Origin of the sequence: Streptomyces canus, from assembly GCF_041435015.1 — a bacterium.
Taxonomy (GTDB): Bacteria; Actinomycetota; Actinomycetes; order Streptomycetales; family Streptomycetaceae; genus Streptomyces; species Streptomyces canus_G.
On sequence record NZ_CP107989.1, the window covers coordinates 6,687,205 to 6,700,885 of the forward strand.

Sequence of the window (13,681 nt, forward strand, 5' to 3'; positions counted from 1 at the left end):
CCGGAACTCAGGGCCTGCCCGTGGCGTTTACCTTTGAAGAGCGGCACGGCGACCGCCGGGCCGGGCGGAGGAGGAGTTTCGTGGAAGCGGTGATCGCGATCGTGGCCCTGCTCTTCGTGCTCTTCGTGGCGCTCGGGGTGTACGCGACAGTGAAGGCGGTCGGCGCCGCCAAGCGCGGTGTGGACCGCACCATCACCCAGGCCCGGCGCACGGTCGAGGACCACACTCTGCGCGCGAAGTCCTTCGCCCAGCTCGGCCCGGCGGGCGAACTGGCCCAGCTGCGGCTGAAGCTGCGCACCTCGATGCGGGCCACCCAGGAGGCGCTGCACGCGGGCGTGGCCGAGGACGAGTCCCTCAAGGAGTCCCTCGGCCTCTTCCAGCGGCTCAGCGCCCACGGCCACGAACTGGACGGCGAACTCAAGCGCCTGGAGTCCGAGCCCGACCGTAAGACGCTCGCGGAGCGCCTGCCCGGCCTGCGGGAGCGCACCGAGCGTGTCACACAGTCGGCGGACTCCCTGCGCTGGGCGGCACGCGACCGCGCGCGCCGCTTCGCCGACGACGACCTGGACACGCTGAGCGCGCAGATCGACGTCGAGTCCGGCGCCTTGCGGCACTGGACGAAGACCGAGCCCGCCGCGACACCGCCCCCATGGCCCGAGACCTCCACCGCCGGTGGCAGCACCGAGCAGCAGACCTGGCCCGAGACGCCACGCTCCCGTACCGCCGAGGAGCCGACGCGGCCCGCGATCACCCCGCCGGGCCCTCGTCCCACCTACCCCTGGCAGAAGAAACCCCGTCCTGAGAGCACGACTTGATCCGGACACGGCAGCCCCAGGTGACAGGGGCCGGGCTGCCACCCGGACGCTACGGCAGGTAACCTCCAGCTCATGTCCCGCCATGTCGCGATCGTCACGGATTCAACGGCCTACCTGCCGCAGGGGACGATGGAGCGGCACGGCATCACAGCGGTACCCCTGACCGTGGTCCTCGGTGATCGCGCGCTGGAAGAGGGCACCGAGATCTCCACCCGGTCACTGGCCCAGGCACTGCAGAAGCGACGCTCCGTCACCACCTCGCGGCCCAGCCCCCAGGTGTTCGCGGAGCACTACCGCAAGGTCGCCGAGTCCGGCGCCACCGGCATCGTGTCGCTGCATCTGTCCGCCGAGCTCTCCGGCACCTACGACGCGGCGGTCATGGCGGCGCGCGAGGCGCCGGTGCCGGTGCGCGTGGTCGACACCGGCATGATCGCCATGGCTCTCGGCTTCTGCGCGCTCGCCGCCGCCGAGACCGCGGAGACGGGCGGCACGGTCGACGAAGCGGTCATGGCGGCGGAGAAGCGGGCCGCGGGCACGTCCGCCTACTTCTACGTCGACACCCTCGACTATCTGCGCCGTGGCGGCCGGATCGGCGCCGCGCAGGCGCTCCTCGGTTCCGCGCTCGCCGTCAAGCCACTGCTGCAGCTGGTCGGCGGGCGGATCGAGCCCCTGGAGAAGGTGCGGACGGCCTCGAAGGCCATCGCTCGCCTCGAGGAGATCGCGGCCGACCGGGCCGGCAGCGCGCCGGTCGACATCGCGGTCCATCATCTGTCCGCCCCCGACCGGGCGTCGGCTCTCGCGGACCGTCTGCGCGCGCGGGTGACGGGACTTGTCGACCTGCATGTGAGCGAGGTCGGGGCGGTGATCGGGGCGCACACGGGACCCGGGTTGCTGGGGGTCGTGGTCTCGCCCCGGTGAAGGAGCCGCGCGGGGTACCTGAGTCCCTCGTCCGGGTGGCGGAGTTTTCCACAACCGGTGGGTAATCCCCGGGAATTGGCCAAGATCATCGCGAGAGTGCTGATGTGGCCGATCCTCGGCGCATGGCACTTCGATCACGCTCACATACAGCGACGGCGACCAGCGGGCCGGGCCGAGGCCCCCATTCCGACGGGCGCTCACGGCATCGGCGACCGCCCGGCACCCAAGGCCGGGTCCGGCATCGGCATGCCGCCTCGGCGGACGAACTCCAGCGGCGGGCGGAGGTGCTCTTCGCCGAACGGGCCGGGGAGCGGAGGGACTCGGGGAAGGGGCCACCGCCGGAGGGGCCGCGGCTGGACGACGAGGCGGCGTGGGGCGACCCGGAGCACCGGGAGGCTGCCCGTGCCGTCGGTGCCGTCCACGTCGCCGAGGCCGGATCGGCCGCCGACGCGGTCGGGTTCGTGGAGAGGGCTCGGTGGGAGGCGGGTGCTGCCGAAGAGAGCCGGCGGGACGGTGGTTCCGCGGAGGGTGCCCGGCGGGACGCCGGTTCTCCCGAGGGGGTCTGGCGGGACGCCGATACCAGGGGCGGCGCCTGGCGAGACAGCGATTCCGGGAAGGGGGGCGGGGACTGGCGGGAGCGGGCCGGGTCGGCTCTGCGGGAGCGGATGCCGGTGTGGTTGCAGGCGCGGTGCGGGCTGGAGCGGCGGAACGTGGTCGCGCTCTCGGTGCTGCTCGTCGTGGCCGCGGTGTTCGCCGTGCAGCACTTCTGGACGGGCCGGACGCAGTCCGTCCAGGCACCCGAAGTGGTCCGCGCGGCGGCCCCGTTCGGGGAGAACGGGGCAAGCGGCGCGGGTGGACGGCCAGGGTCGGCCGGGCCGGCCGTCTCGGGCGGGGTCCCGAACACGGCAGGACCGGCCGGGGCCGAGATCGTCGTGGATGTCGGTGGCAAGGTCCGTGAGCCCGGCATCCAGCGGCTGCCGGCCGGCTCGAGGGTCGCCGACGCGCTGAAGGCGGCCGGTGGAGTGCGGCCGGGCACGAACACCGACACACTCAACCGGGCGCGGTTCCTCGTGGACGGCGAGCAGGTGATCGTCGGCGGCCCGTCCGCACCCGCGCCCGGCACAGGAGGTTCCGCCCCCGGCGGTGGCCCAGCGGCGGCTCCCGTCTCCTTGAACACGGCCACCGTGGACCAGCTCGACACCCTGCCGGGCGTCGGCCCCGTCCTGGCCCAGCACATCGTCGACTACCGCACCCAGCACGGCGGCTTCCGCTCGGTGGACGAACTGCGCGAGGTCAACGGCATCGGCGACCGCCGTTTCGCCGATCTGCGGAATCTCGTACGGCCATGAGGCACGGCTCCAGGATGCGGCGACGGCATGAGAGCGAGGCGCCAGTGCGGGCCGCTGTGCACGCTGCCTCGGGGAAGCGCCTCGGGGACGCCCACCCCCGGCAGGAAGGGCCTACGGATCTGCGGCTGGTACCGGCGGCGCTCGCGGCCTGGGGCACGGCCGCTGTGACCCTGGACGCCTCGCCGGGATGGGTCACGGGGGTGGTGGCCGGGTGCCTGATGCTCGCCTGCGTGCTGTTGTCGGGACGGTGGCGCGGAGTGCGGGGCCCGGGAAGGGGCGGCCGGGTGCCGGTCGCCGCCGTGCTGCTCTGTGTCACGGCGGCCGCCGTGTCCGCCGGGCTGCACGGGGCCGATCTGCGAAGGGGGCCGGTGCCCGCGCTGGCCCGGCAGTACGCCACCGTGACCGCCGAGGTCGAGGTGACCTCCGACCCCCGGCTGACCCGGCCCCGGATCACGGGGGACCACACGGCCCCGATCGCCGTCGTCATCGGCGCCGACATCCGGCGGGTGGAGACGGCGGACGGGCGGGCGGTGGTGACGCGGGCGCCGGTGCTGTTGATCGTCGACGCGCGTGCGGGGACCGGCGCGGGTGCACAGGGGGCCCGTGGTGCGCCGCCCGCCGTGGAAGGTCCGGCTCGCTCGCCCTGGCTCGGGTTGTTGCCGTCCACGCGGGTGCGGGTCACCGCGCGTGCCGCGCCGACGTTGACCGGGGGTGACCGGGTCGCGGCCGTACTGCGGGTGCGGGACCGGGGAGGGCCCGAGGTCGTGGGGGAGGCGTCGGGGACGCAGCGGTTCGCGGGGCGGTTGCGGGAAGGGCTGCGGGAAGCCACCGACGGGTTGCCGGCGGATGCCCGGGCGCTGTTGCCGGGGCTGGTCGTCGGCGACACCTCGCGGATCACGCCCGAGTTGGACGAGGCCTTCAAGGAGACGGACCTCGCCCACACGCTCGCCGTCTCCGGCAGCAACCTCACGATCCTGCTCGCCCTGCTCATCGGGCCGCCCGGACTCGCCCAACTCGTCGAGCGACGGGGGCTGGCGCCTCGCCTCGGGGCGTCGCTGCGGACGACCGCGTTGCTCGGCGGCGGGCTGACGCTGGGGTTCGTCGTCGTGTGCCGGCCGGACCCGAGCGTGCTGCGGGCCGCGGCCTGCGGGGCCGTCGCGTTGCTCGCTCTCGCGACCGGACGCCGCAGATCACTGATCCCGGCGCTGGCCACCGCCGTACTGCTGCTGGTGCTGTACGACCCGTGGCTGGCCCGCAGTTACGGCTTTCTGCTCTCCGTGCTGGCCACCGGCGCCCTGCTCACGCTCGCGCCGCGCTGGAGCCTGGCGTTGCGCCGGCGCCGCATCCCGGCACGGCTGGCGGAGGCGTTGGCCGCCGCGGCCGCCGCGCAGGCCCTGTGCGCGCCGGTGGTCGCCGTCCTGTCGGCGCGGGTGAGCCTGGTGGCGGTGCCCTGCAATCTGCTCGTGGAGTTCGCGGTCGCCCCGGCCACGGTGCTCGGCTTCGCGGCGCTGGCGACGGCACCCGTGGCGATGCCGGTGGCCAAGGCGCTGGCCTGGTGCGCGAGTTGGCCCGCCGGATGGATCGCGAACGTCGCCCGGACCGGGGCGTCGCTGCCCGGCGGGGGAGTGGACTGGCCGGGCAGCTGGACAGGGGCGGAGCTGCTGGCTCTCGTCACCGGGCTCCTGCTGCTCGTCGGGAGACGGCTGCTGAGGCATCCCTGGTGGTGTGCCGTCTGTGCCATGGCGTTCGTGCTGGCGGTCGTGCAGCCGCCCCCGCTGACCCGGGTGATCACGGGCTGGCCACCGCCGGACTGGCGGCTGGCGATGTGCGACGTGGGCCAGGGCGACGCGGTGGTGCTGGCGGCGGGCGAGGGCACGGGAGTGGTCGTGGACGCCGGACCCGATCCGGGGCTCGTCGACGACTGTCTGCGCACGCTCGGCGTCACCGAGGTGCCGCTCGTGGTGCTGACCCATTTCCACGCCGACCATGTGGCGGGACTGGCCGGGGTGCTCCGGGGGAGGTCGGTGGGGGCGATCGAGACGACGGGGTTCGAGGAGCCGCTGGACCAGGCCGAGGCGGTACGGCGGGAGGCGGCCGCTCGGCGCATTCCGGTGACGCGTGCCGTGGCCGGGGAGGAGCGGCGCACGGGAGCACTGACCTGGGAGGTGCTGTGGCCGCCGGCGGGCCCGGCGACAGTGGCGGCGACGGACGGGCCGAACGACGCCAGCGTCACGATGCTCGTCCGGTCCGCCGGGCTGCGCTTCCTCCTCCTCGGGGACCTCGAACCCCCGGCCCAGCAGGAGCTGTTGAGGTCACCGGCGGGTGCGCGGCTGGCCGGGGTGGATGTCCTCAAGGTCGCTCACCACGGTTCGGCCTACCAGGACCCGGAGCTGATACGCCGGGCCGCCCCGCGGCTCGCGCTCATCTCCGTCGGCGCCGACAACTCGTACGGCCATCCGGCTCCCGGTACGGTCGCCGCGCTGCGGGCCGGGGGTGCGGTGGTGCTGCGGACGGACCGGGACGGGGCGCTGGCGGTCGCCGGGGCGGGCGGTGGAAACGGAGCCGGAGACGAGGACGGAGGACGTGTGGGTCGCGGCGTCGGTGGAGGTGGAGGCGGTGGCGCGGGCGGTGGGGAGCTGTGGGTGGCGCGAGACTGGAGGCATGAATCCCACACAGGTTGACGCGTACCTCCGCCGACTGGGAGTCCAGCACCCGGGGTGGCCCACCGTGGAGGTCCTGCGCGAGCTGCATCTGCGCCATCTGCAGACCGTGCCCTTCGAGAACCTGTCGGTCCATCTCGGCGAGAAGATCGTGCTGGAGGAGGCGCGGCTGGTGGAGAAGGTGGTGGGCGCCCGGAGGGGAGGGTTCTGCTACGAACTGAACGGGGCGTTCGGGGCATTGCTGGCCGCGCTCGGCTTCGACGTCACGCTGCTCGCCGGCCGGGTGTACGGGGACGAGGGTCGGCTCGGGATCCCGTGCGACCATCTCGCGCTGCGGGTGGGGACGGTGGATGGGGGCGAGTGGCTGGCCGACGTCGGGTTCGGGGCGCACAGCCACTACCCGCTGGCGTTCGGGGCGCGGGGCGAGCAGGAGGATCCCGGCGGGACCTTCCGGATCGTCGAGGCGGGGCCCGATGCCGCCGGGGTGCGGAGCGGGGACGGTGCGGTGAAGAAGGGAGGGGGTGACGCCGCGGATCTGGATGTCCTCATGGGCGGCAGGAGTCAGTACCGGCTGGAGGTGCGGCCCCGGGTGCTCGGTGATTTCGTGGCCGGGGCCTGGTGGCACAGCACCTCGTCGGCCTCGCACTTCACCCGGTCACTGGTGTGTTCGAGGGTGACGGAGGACGGCGGGCGGATCACTCTCAGCGGCCGTACCTTCAAGGTGACGGCGGCCGACGGGGCGCGGGAGGAACGGGAGTTGGAGACGGACGAGGAGGTGCTGGGGGCGTACCGGGAGAGGTTCGGTATCGAGCTCGACCGGGTGCCGACTGTGCGTCATCCGGACGGGAACGGCTGAGTGCAGGTCGTGCCGAAGGGGTGAGCGGTCGGGCACCGGGGGCGAGCTGGAAAATGGTGCCGTGAGCGATGTGAGACATGTGCTGGTGCTGCCCGATCGGGATGCCGCGGAGGAGGTCGTCGAGGCGCTCTCGGAGCGGTTCGGGGTGGATGAGGAGCCGCAGGTCGTTCGGGACGCGCTGGCGGGGGAGGACGACGCGGAGGACGCGCAGTGGCTTGTGGTGCTGCGGGACGCGGCGGGGCGGCTGGACGCCGGGGAGCTGAACGAGTTCGTGGGGGAGTGGGACGGGTGGCGGGAAGAGCCGTGAGCCCGCGGCGGCTTGGCCGGGTGAGGTGGGGCCGGGTTCGTCCGGAGGCCCGGTGGGCTGGGCGGGGGTGAGTTTTCGCTCGCCCGCGCCGGCGGGGCGCTGCGCAGGCGGCGCTGCTGGGCCGGCGTGAGCGCGCCCGTCCAGGGGCGCGAGGAACTGCGCGACCAACCCGCACCAGCCCCCAACCAGCCTCTCACCGGCCCGCAGCCACGGCGCTGTCAGTGCCGCGTGCCATGCTGTACGCGATGGCCAAGAAGACTGCTCATGACGACCCTCTCGCCCCTGTGACCCTTGCCGTGGGCCAGGAGGAGCTCCTGCTTGACCGGGCTGTGCGGGAGGTGGTCGCCGCTGCTCGGGCCGCGGACGCGGATACGGATGTGCGGGATCTGAGTCCGGAGCAGTTGCAGCCGGGGACGCTGGCCGAGTTGACCAGTCCGTCGTTGTTCGCGGAGCGCAAGGTCGTGGTCGTGCGCAATGCGCAGGATCTCTCCGCCGACACCGTCAAGGATGTGAAGGCGTATCTCGGGGCGCCCGCCGAGGAGATCACTCTGGTGCTGCTGCACGCGGGGGGAGCCAAGGGCAAGACACTGCTCGACGCCGCGCGGAAGGCGGGGGCGCGAGAGGTCCTCTGTCCGAAGATGACCAAGCCGGCGGACCGGCTGGCCTTCGTGCGGCAGGAGTTCCGGGGGACGGGGCGGTCCGCCACCCCCGAGGCGTGCCAGGCCCTGGTCGACGCGATCGGGAGTGATCTGCGGGAGCTGGCGTCCGCCGTGACTCAGCTGGTCGCGGATGTCGAGGGGACGATCGACGAGGCCGTCGTGGGGCGGTACTACACGGGGCGGGCGGAGGCTTCCAGCTTCACCGTTGCCGACCGGGCCGTGGAGGGGCGGGCCGCGGAGGCGTTGGAGGCGTTGCGGTGGTCGTTGTCGACCGGGGTCGCGCCGGTCATGATCACCAGTGCGCTGGCCCAGGGCGTGCGGGCGATCGGGAAGCTGTCGTCCGCCCGGGGCGGGCGGCCCGCCGATCTCGCTCGTGAGCTGGGGATGCCGCCGTGGAAGATCGATCGGGTGCGGCAGCAGATGCGCGGGTGGACGCCGGACGGGGTCTCCGTCGCGCTGCGGGCCGTGGCTGAGGCGGACGCGGGGGTGAAGGGCGGGGGCGACGATCCCGGGTACGCCCTGGAGAAGGCGGTTGTGGCGATTGCTCGGGCGGCGCGGTCCCGGGGTCGCGGCTAGCGAACGGCGTGCCTGTGTCTGTGCCCGTGCGGGTGGGACGGGGTGTGCTTCGGTGTGGGAGCCGTCGCGCCGTCGGGGTGCCGCGCATGGCCGTAGCGCATCAGCGTCATGCGGTCTTGCCGCCGGGTGCATCGTGTTCCGGCTCGGTCGGGGACAAGGCCACCGATCTCGACGATCCACGCACGTCATGACGAATCCGCGCACGTCATGACGAAGGCCCCGGTCACGCTGCCCTGGGGAAGGGCACGGCACCGGGGCCTTCGGCTCAAGCTGTCGGAGCCACGCCCGCGTGGCGAACGCAGGCCGCGCGTGGCTCCTGGGGGCCGGTCGGGAGCGGATGAGAGAGGGCCCGCTCTGGGTCCTTCCGGCGGTTCGGTCCCGTAGCACGGGACCGGTCAGATCAGAAAGAGTCAGCCTTAGAGGCCGGCGACCTTCGAAGCAAGCGCCGACTTCTTGTTGGCGGCCTGATTCTTGTGGATGACGCCCTTGGCGACGGCCTTGTCGAGCGCACGCGCAGCAGCGCGCTGGTACTCGGTGGCCTTCTCGGCGTCACCCGCGGCAGCGGCCTCACGGGCCTTGCGGATCGCGGTCTTCAGGGAGGACTTGACGGCCTTGTTGCGCAGCCGGGCCTTCTCGTTGGTCTTGATCCGCTTGATCTGGGACTTGATGTTCGCCACGAATGAGCCTCTACAGGTTCAGGCACGGGGCCAGGAGGATTTCCACGGAGGGAAACCCAGGGTCCCGTACCAGGTGATTTCTCGGAGTTGTGCCTCGCGCTGAGAGGGCATGAGGACACAGCCACTCAGACTACCAGCGGCTCCGCGAGTGGCCCAAACCGGTCGCCGGTCCCCGCCCGTGGGACCATGGAGGCTACGTATCGATCCGACCCGAGACCGCAGACACTGCGGACGCCTCAAGAATCAGGACCCTGCGTGCCCGCGATCCCCAGCCACGTGCCCGAGCCGAGCCGTACCGACCCGGCTCAGATCCGCAACTTCTGCATCATCGCGCACATCGACCACGGCAAGTCCACGCTCGCCGACCGGATGCTCCAGCTGACCGGCGTGGTCGACCAGCGCCAGATGCGTGCTCAGTACCTCGACCGTATGGACATCGAGCGTGAGCGCGGAATCACGATCAAGTCGCAGGCGGTGCGTCTGCCGTGGGCCCCGACCCACGACAAGAGCAACACGCACATCCTCAACATGATCGACACCCCGGGGCACGTCGACTTCACCTACGAGGTCTCGCGGTCGCTCGCCGCCTGTGAGGGCACCGTCCTCCTCGTCGACGCCGCCCAGGGCATCGAGGCCCAGACCCTCGCCAACCTCTACCTGGCGATGGAGAACGACCTCAAGATCATCCCTGTACTGAACAAGATCGACCTGCCGGCCGCCCAGCCGGAGAAGTTCTCCGAGGAACTCGCCAACCTCATCGGCTGCGACCCCGAGGACGTGCTCAAGGTCTCCGCCAAGACCGGGCTCGGCGTCGAGGCGCTGCTCGACAAGGTGGTGGCGGAGGTCCCCGCCCCGGTCGGCGTCCAGGACGCTCCGGCCCGCGCGATGATCTTCGACTCCGTCTACGACTCCTACCGGGGCGTGGTGACGTACGTACGAGTCATCGACGGACAGCTCAACAAGCGCGAGCGCATCCGGATGATGTCCACGAACGCCACGCACGAACTGCTGGAGATCGGGACCAACTCGCCGGAGATGCTCTCCGCCGACGGTCTCGGTGTCGGCGAGGTGGGCTACATCATCACCGGCGTGAAGGACGTCCGCCAGTCCAAGGTCGGTGACACGATCACCACCCTGAACAAGGGGGCGACCGAGGCGCTCGGCGGCTACAAGGACCCCAAGCCGATGGTCTTCTCGGGTCTGTATCCGCTGGACGGCTCCGACTATCCCGAGCTGCGCGACGCCCTCGACAAGCTCCAGCTCAACGACGCCGCCCTCGTCTACGAGCCGGAGACCTCCGCGGCCCTCGGCTTCGGCTTCCGCGTCGGCTTCCTCGGCCTGCTGCACCTCGACGTGATCCGGGAGCGGCTGGAGCGCGAGTTCGGCCTCGACCTGATCGCCACGGCCCCGAACGTGGTCTACCGCGTCCTCATGGAGGACGGCACCGAGCACACCGTCACCAACCCGAGCGAGTTCCCGGAGGGGAAGATCAGTGAGGTGTACGAGCCCGTCGTACGCGCCACGATCCTCGCCCCGTCCGAGTTCATCGGCTCGATCATGGAGCTGTGCCAGACCCGGCGCGGCACCCTGCTCGGCATGGACTACCTGTCCGAGGACCGGGTCGAGATCCGCTACACGCTTCCCCTCGCGGAGATCGTCTTCGACTTCTTCGACCAGCTGAAGTCGAAGACGCGCGGTTACGCGTCTCTGGACTACGAGCCCACCGGCGAGCTGGCCTCCAGCCTGGTCAAGGTCGACATCCTGCTGCACGGCGACAAGGTGGACGCCTTCTCGGCGATCACGCACAAGGACGCGGCCTACGCCTACGGTGTGCGGCTCGTCGCCAAGCTGCGCGAGCTCATCCCACGGCAGGCCTTCGAGGTGCCCATCCAGGCAGCCATCGGCTCCCGGGTCATCGCCCGCGAGACCATCCGCGCCATCCGCAAGGACGTCCTCGCCAAGTGCTACGGCGGTGACATCTCCCGTAAGCGGAAGCTCCTTGAGAAGCAGAAGGAAGGCAAGAAGCGGATGAAGATGGTGGGTTCCGTGGAGGTTCCGCAGGAGGCCTTCATCGCCGTGCTCTCCAGCGATGACAGCGCGGGGTCGGGCAAGGGCAAGAAGTAACCGCGGGTTACAGCCGGTTACCCGTCGAATCGGACGGAAAGGGGTCCGTCGTGCGAAAGTGCGGTGGACCCCTACGCGTGCGTAGTGTCGCGCTCTGTGCGAAGTGACAGGCCGCCGCCCCTTACGAACGGGTCGGCCGCGCTTTACTCTGATCCCTGCTCGATAGTTACTCGCGAGTTAAACAAGCCGAAACCTGAGCCAGCCGCATTGTCGCGGGCCCCGGAGGATGTCGTGAGCGACACACAGACACTGATCGAGAACCGTCCGCCGAGTGTGGCGACCGTCTTCCTGGAGCGCGTTGCGGCCACGCCGGACGCCGAGGCGTACCGGTACCCGGTACCGGCGGCCTCCGGGCAGGGCCCGGACGACTGGAAGTCGCTCAGCTGGGCGCAGGCCGCGGAGCGGGTGTACGCCATCGCGGCCGGGCTGATCGAACTGGGAGTGCAGCCGGAGCAGCGGGTCGCCCTCGCCTCCGCGACCCGGATCGAGTGGATCCTCGCGGACCTGGGCATCATGTGCGCCGGCGCCGCCACGACCACGGTCTACCCGCAGACCAACGCCGACGAGTCGGCGTTCATCCTGTCCGACTCCGAGAGCCGGGTGCTGATCGCGGAGGATGCGGCCCAGCTCGCCAAGGCGGTCGAGAAGCGCGGCGAGCTGCCCGCCCTCACCCATGTCGTGGTGATCGACCCGGCCGGCGTCGAGACCGCCGACTGGATCCTGACCCTCTCCGAGCTGGAGGCCCGTGGTGCCGCCCGCCTCGAGAAGGACCCCGAGCTGATCAAGGAGCGGGTCGGCGCGATCACCAAGGACCAGCTCGCGACGCTGATCTACACCTCCGGCACCACCGGCCGTCCCAAGGGCGTACGGCTGCCGCACGACAACTGGGCCTACATGGCGAAGGCGACCGCCGCGACCGGCCTGATCAGCAGCGAGGACGTGCAGTACCTGTGGCTGCCGCTCGCCCACGTCTTCGGCAAGGTGCTCACCTCCGGGCAGATCGAGGTCGGTCACGTCACCGCCGTCGACGGCCGCGTCGACAAGATCATCGAGAATCTGCCGGTGGTGCAGCCGACGTACATGGCGGCCGTCCCGCGGATCTTCGAGAAGGTCTACAACGGGGTCGCCGCGAAGGCCCGTGCGGGCGGCGGCGCCAAGTACAAGATCTTCCAGTGGGCCGCCGAGGTCGGCCGCGCCTACGCCAAGGAGAGCCAGGACAACTTCCGGCGCACCGGAACCGCGGGTGCGTCCTTCGGGCTGAGCGCCAAGCACAAGGTGGCCGACGCGCTGGTCTTCTCGAAGATCCGGGAGGCGTTCGGCGGGAACCTGCGGGCGTGTGTCTCCGGGTCCGCCGCGCTCGCACCCGAGATCGGGTACTTCTTCGCCGGCGCCGGCATCCACATCCTCGAGGGCTACGGCCTCACGGAGTCCTCGGCGGCCTCCTTCGTGAACCCGGGCGAGGCCTACCGCACCGGTACGGTCGGCAAGCCGCTGCCCGGCACGGAGGTCCGTATCGCGGACGACGGGGAGATCCTGCTGCGGGGCCCGGGGATCATGGAGGGGTACCACGGGCTGCCCGAGAAGACCGCCGAGGTTCTCGAGGCCGACGGGTGGTTCCACACCGGGGACATCGGTGAGCTGTCGCCCGACGGGTATCTGCGGATCACCGACCGCAAGAAGGACCTCATCAAGACGTCCGGCGGCAAGTACATCGCGCCCGCCGAGGTCGAGGGGCAGTTCAAGGCGGTGTGCCCGTACGTGTCCAACATCCTGGTGCACGGGGCGGACCGGAACTTCTGCACGGCGCTCATCGCGCTGGACGAGGTGTCCATCCTGGAGTGGGCCAAGGAGAACGGGCTCGAAGGCAGGTCGTACGCGGAGATCGTCGCCGCGCCGGTCACCGTCTCCATGGTCGAGGGCTATGTGAAGCAGCTCAACGAGGGGCTTCAGCGGTGGCAGACGATCAAGAAGTTCCGGTTGCTGCCGAGGGACCTGGACGTGGAGCACGGTGAGATCACGCCGAGTCTCAAGCTGAAGCGGCCTGTGGTGGAGCGGGAGTACAAGCACCTCATCGACGAGATGTACGCGGGCTCTCGCGAGGCGTAGGGCGTTACCAGAGGGGTGGCGGGGCTGGTCGCGCCCACGCGGCGAAGCCGCATATCGATACAGCCCCGCGCCCCTGCGTCACCTCACCGTTTCTCCAGAAGGTGCCGGAGTTCCTTCACCTGGGTGCGCTGAGATTCCGTCAACTCGTCTTCCAGGGCTGCCAGTCGCTTGCCGACCTCCTCATAGTCCATCCGTTGTCGCGCCAGCAGTCTCTCCAGCTGCAGGTTCTTCCGGTGCAGTTCCAGGAAGACGCTCACCTTCGCCCTCAGCACCCAGGGGTCGAACGGCTTGGTCAGGTAGTCCGCGGCGCCCGTCGCGTAGCCGCGGAAGGCGTAGCCGGAGTCGTCCTCCGCGCCCGTGAGGAAGATGATCGGGACGTCCTTCGTCTGGTCCAGGCGTTTGATGTGCGCCGCCGTCTCGAAGCCGTCCATGCCCGGCATGCGGACGTCCAGGAGGACCAGGGCGAACTGGCGGCGGAGCAGGGCCTTCATCGCCTCCTCGCCCGAACGGGCGCGGAACAGTGGTTCGTTGAGGGATCCCAGGACGGCCTCCAGCGCGATCAGGTTGTCCTCCATGTCGTCGACCAGGAGGATGCCCGCGCTCTCGTCGGTCCTTGCCTCGGCGCTGCTCATGT

At 71.1% G+C, this 13,681-nt stretch carries 11 protein-coding genes; 9 read left to right on the forward strand and 2 right to left on the reverse strand.

Translation table 11 applies throughout. The features are described from left to right. Positions 1-80: 80 nt before the first annotated feature. The 7 genes from OG841_RS30610 to holA all read left to right on the forward strand — a co-directional run bounded on the left by OG841_RS30610 (position 81) and on the right by holA (position 8,140). A complete protein-coding gene (locus OG841_RS30610) occupies positions 81-815 on the forward strand; it encodes a hypothetical protein (protein ID WP_371567310.1) in 735 nt (244 codons plus the stop codon). A gap of 72 nt (positions 816-887) precedes the next feature. Then, the gene (locus tag OG841_RS30615; RefSeq protein ID WP_328638572.1) at positions 888-1,733 is read left to right on the forward strand and encodes a DegV family protein; all 846 of its coding nucleotides are present in this window, start codon (positions 888-890) and stop codon (positions 1,731-1,733) included. Positions 1,734-1,855: 122 nt separating this feature from the next. Next, a complete protein-coding gene (locus OG841_RS30620) occupies positions 1,856-3,082 on the forward strand; it encodes a ComEA family DNA-binding protein (RefSeq protein ID WP_328638571.1) in 1,227 nt (408 codons plus the stop codon). Further along, positions 3,079-5,763, forward strand: coding sequence for a ComEC/Rec2 family competence protein (locus OG841_RS30625; RefSeq protein ID WP_371567313.1), 2,685 nt, complete (start codon positions 3,079-3,081; stop codon positions 5,761-5,763). Before OG841_RS30620 ends, OG841_RS30625 begins: the two co-directional genes overlap by 4 nt. Further along, positions 5,744-6,598: an arylamine N-acetyltransferase family protein gene (locus tag OG841_RS30630; protein ID WP_328638570.1), complete on the forward strand. Its 855-nt coding sequence runs from the start codon at positions 5,744-5,746 to the stop codon at positions 6,596-6,598. The genes OG841_RS30625 and OG841_RS30630 overlap by 20 nt, the downstream gene beginning before the upstream one ends. A gap of 61 nt (positions 6,599-6,659) precedes the next feature. After that, the gene (locus OG841_RS30635) at positions 6,660-6,905 is read left to right on the forward strand and encodes a hypothetical protein (protein ID WP_311716642.1); all 246 of its coding nucleotides are present in this window, start codon (positions 6,660-6,662) and stop codon (positions 6,903-6,905) included. A gap of 245 nt (positions 6,906-7,150) precedes the next feature. After that, on the forward strand, positions 7,151-8,140 hold the full coding sequence (gene holA, locus OG841_RS30640) for a DNA polymerase III subunit delta (RefSeq protein ID WP_328638569.1): 990 nt from the start codon (positions 7,151-7,153) through the stop codon (positions 8,138-8,140). A gap of 416 nt (positions 8,141-8,556) precedes the next feature. On the opposite strand, the gene rpsT is transcribed toward holA, so the two are convergent. Beyond that, entirely contained in the window at positions 8,557-8,817 is a 261-nt protein-coding gene (gene rpsT, locus OG841_RS30645) for a 30S ribosomal protein S20 (RefSeq protein WP_057615865.1), read from the reverse strand. 255 nt (positions 8,818-9,072) lie between these two features. Here rpsT and lepA point away from each other — a divergent pair, with 255 nt between their 5' ends. After that, the gene (gene lepA / locus OG841_RS30650; RefSeq protein WP_371567317.1) at positions 9,073-10,941 is read left to right on the forward strand and encodes a translation elongation factor 4; all 1,869 of its coding nucleotides are present in this window, start codon (positions 9,073-9,075) and stop codon (positions 10,939-10,941) included. 231 nt (positions 10,942-11,172) lie between these two features. Beyond that, positions 11,173-13,047 carry an AMP-dependent synthetase/ligase gene (locus OG841_RS30655; RefSeq protein WP_328638567.1) on the forward strand — a complete coding sequence of 625 codons (1,875 nt, stop codon included), beginning with the start codon at positions 11,173-11,175 and terminating at the stop codon, positions 13,045-13,047. Between the two features lie 83 nt (positions 13,048-13,130). Here the strand turns inward: OG841_RS30655 and OG841_RS30660 are convergent, their stop codons facing one another. After that, positions 13,131-13,679, reverse strand: coding sequence for a response regulator (locus OG841_RS30660; protein WP_328638566.1), 549 nt, complete (start codon positions 13,677-13,679; stop codon positions 13,131-13,133). Between the last annotated feature and the right edge of the window lie 2 nt (positions 13,680-13,681).

Coding starts and splice junctions, on each gene's coding strand:
- OG841_RS30615 (WP_328638572.1), top strand. CDS start 888: ATGTCCCGCCATGTCGCGATCGTCACGGATTCAACGGCCTACCTGCCG.
- OG841_RS30620 (WP_328638571.1), top strand. CDS start 1,856: ATGGCACTTCGATCACGCTCACATACAGCGACGGCGACCAGCGGGCCG.
- OG841_RS30625 (WP_371567313.1), top strand. CDS start 3,079: ATGAGGCACGGCTCCAGGATGCGGCGACGGCATGAGAGCGAGGCGCCA.
- OG841_RS30630 (WP_328638570.1), top strand. CDS start 5,744: ATGAATCCCACACAGGTTGACGCGTACCTCCGCCGACTGGGAGTCCAG.
- holA (WP_328638569.1), top strand. CDS start 7,151: ATGGCCAAGAAGACTGCTCATGACGACCCTCTCGCCCCTGTGACCCTT.
- OG841_RS30660 (WP_328638566.1), bottom strand. CDS start 13,679: ATGAGCAGCGCCGAGGCAAGGACCGACGAGAGCGCGGGCATCCTCCTG.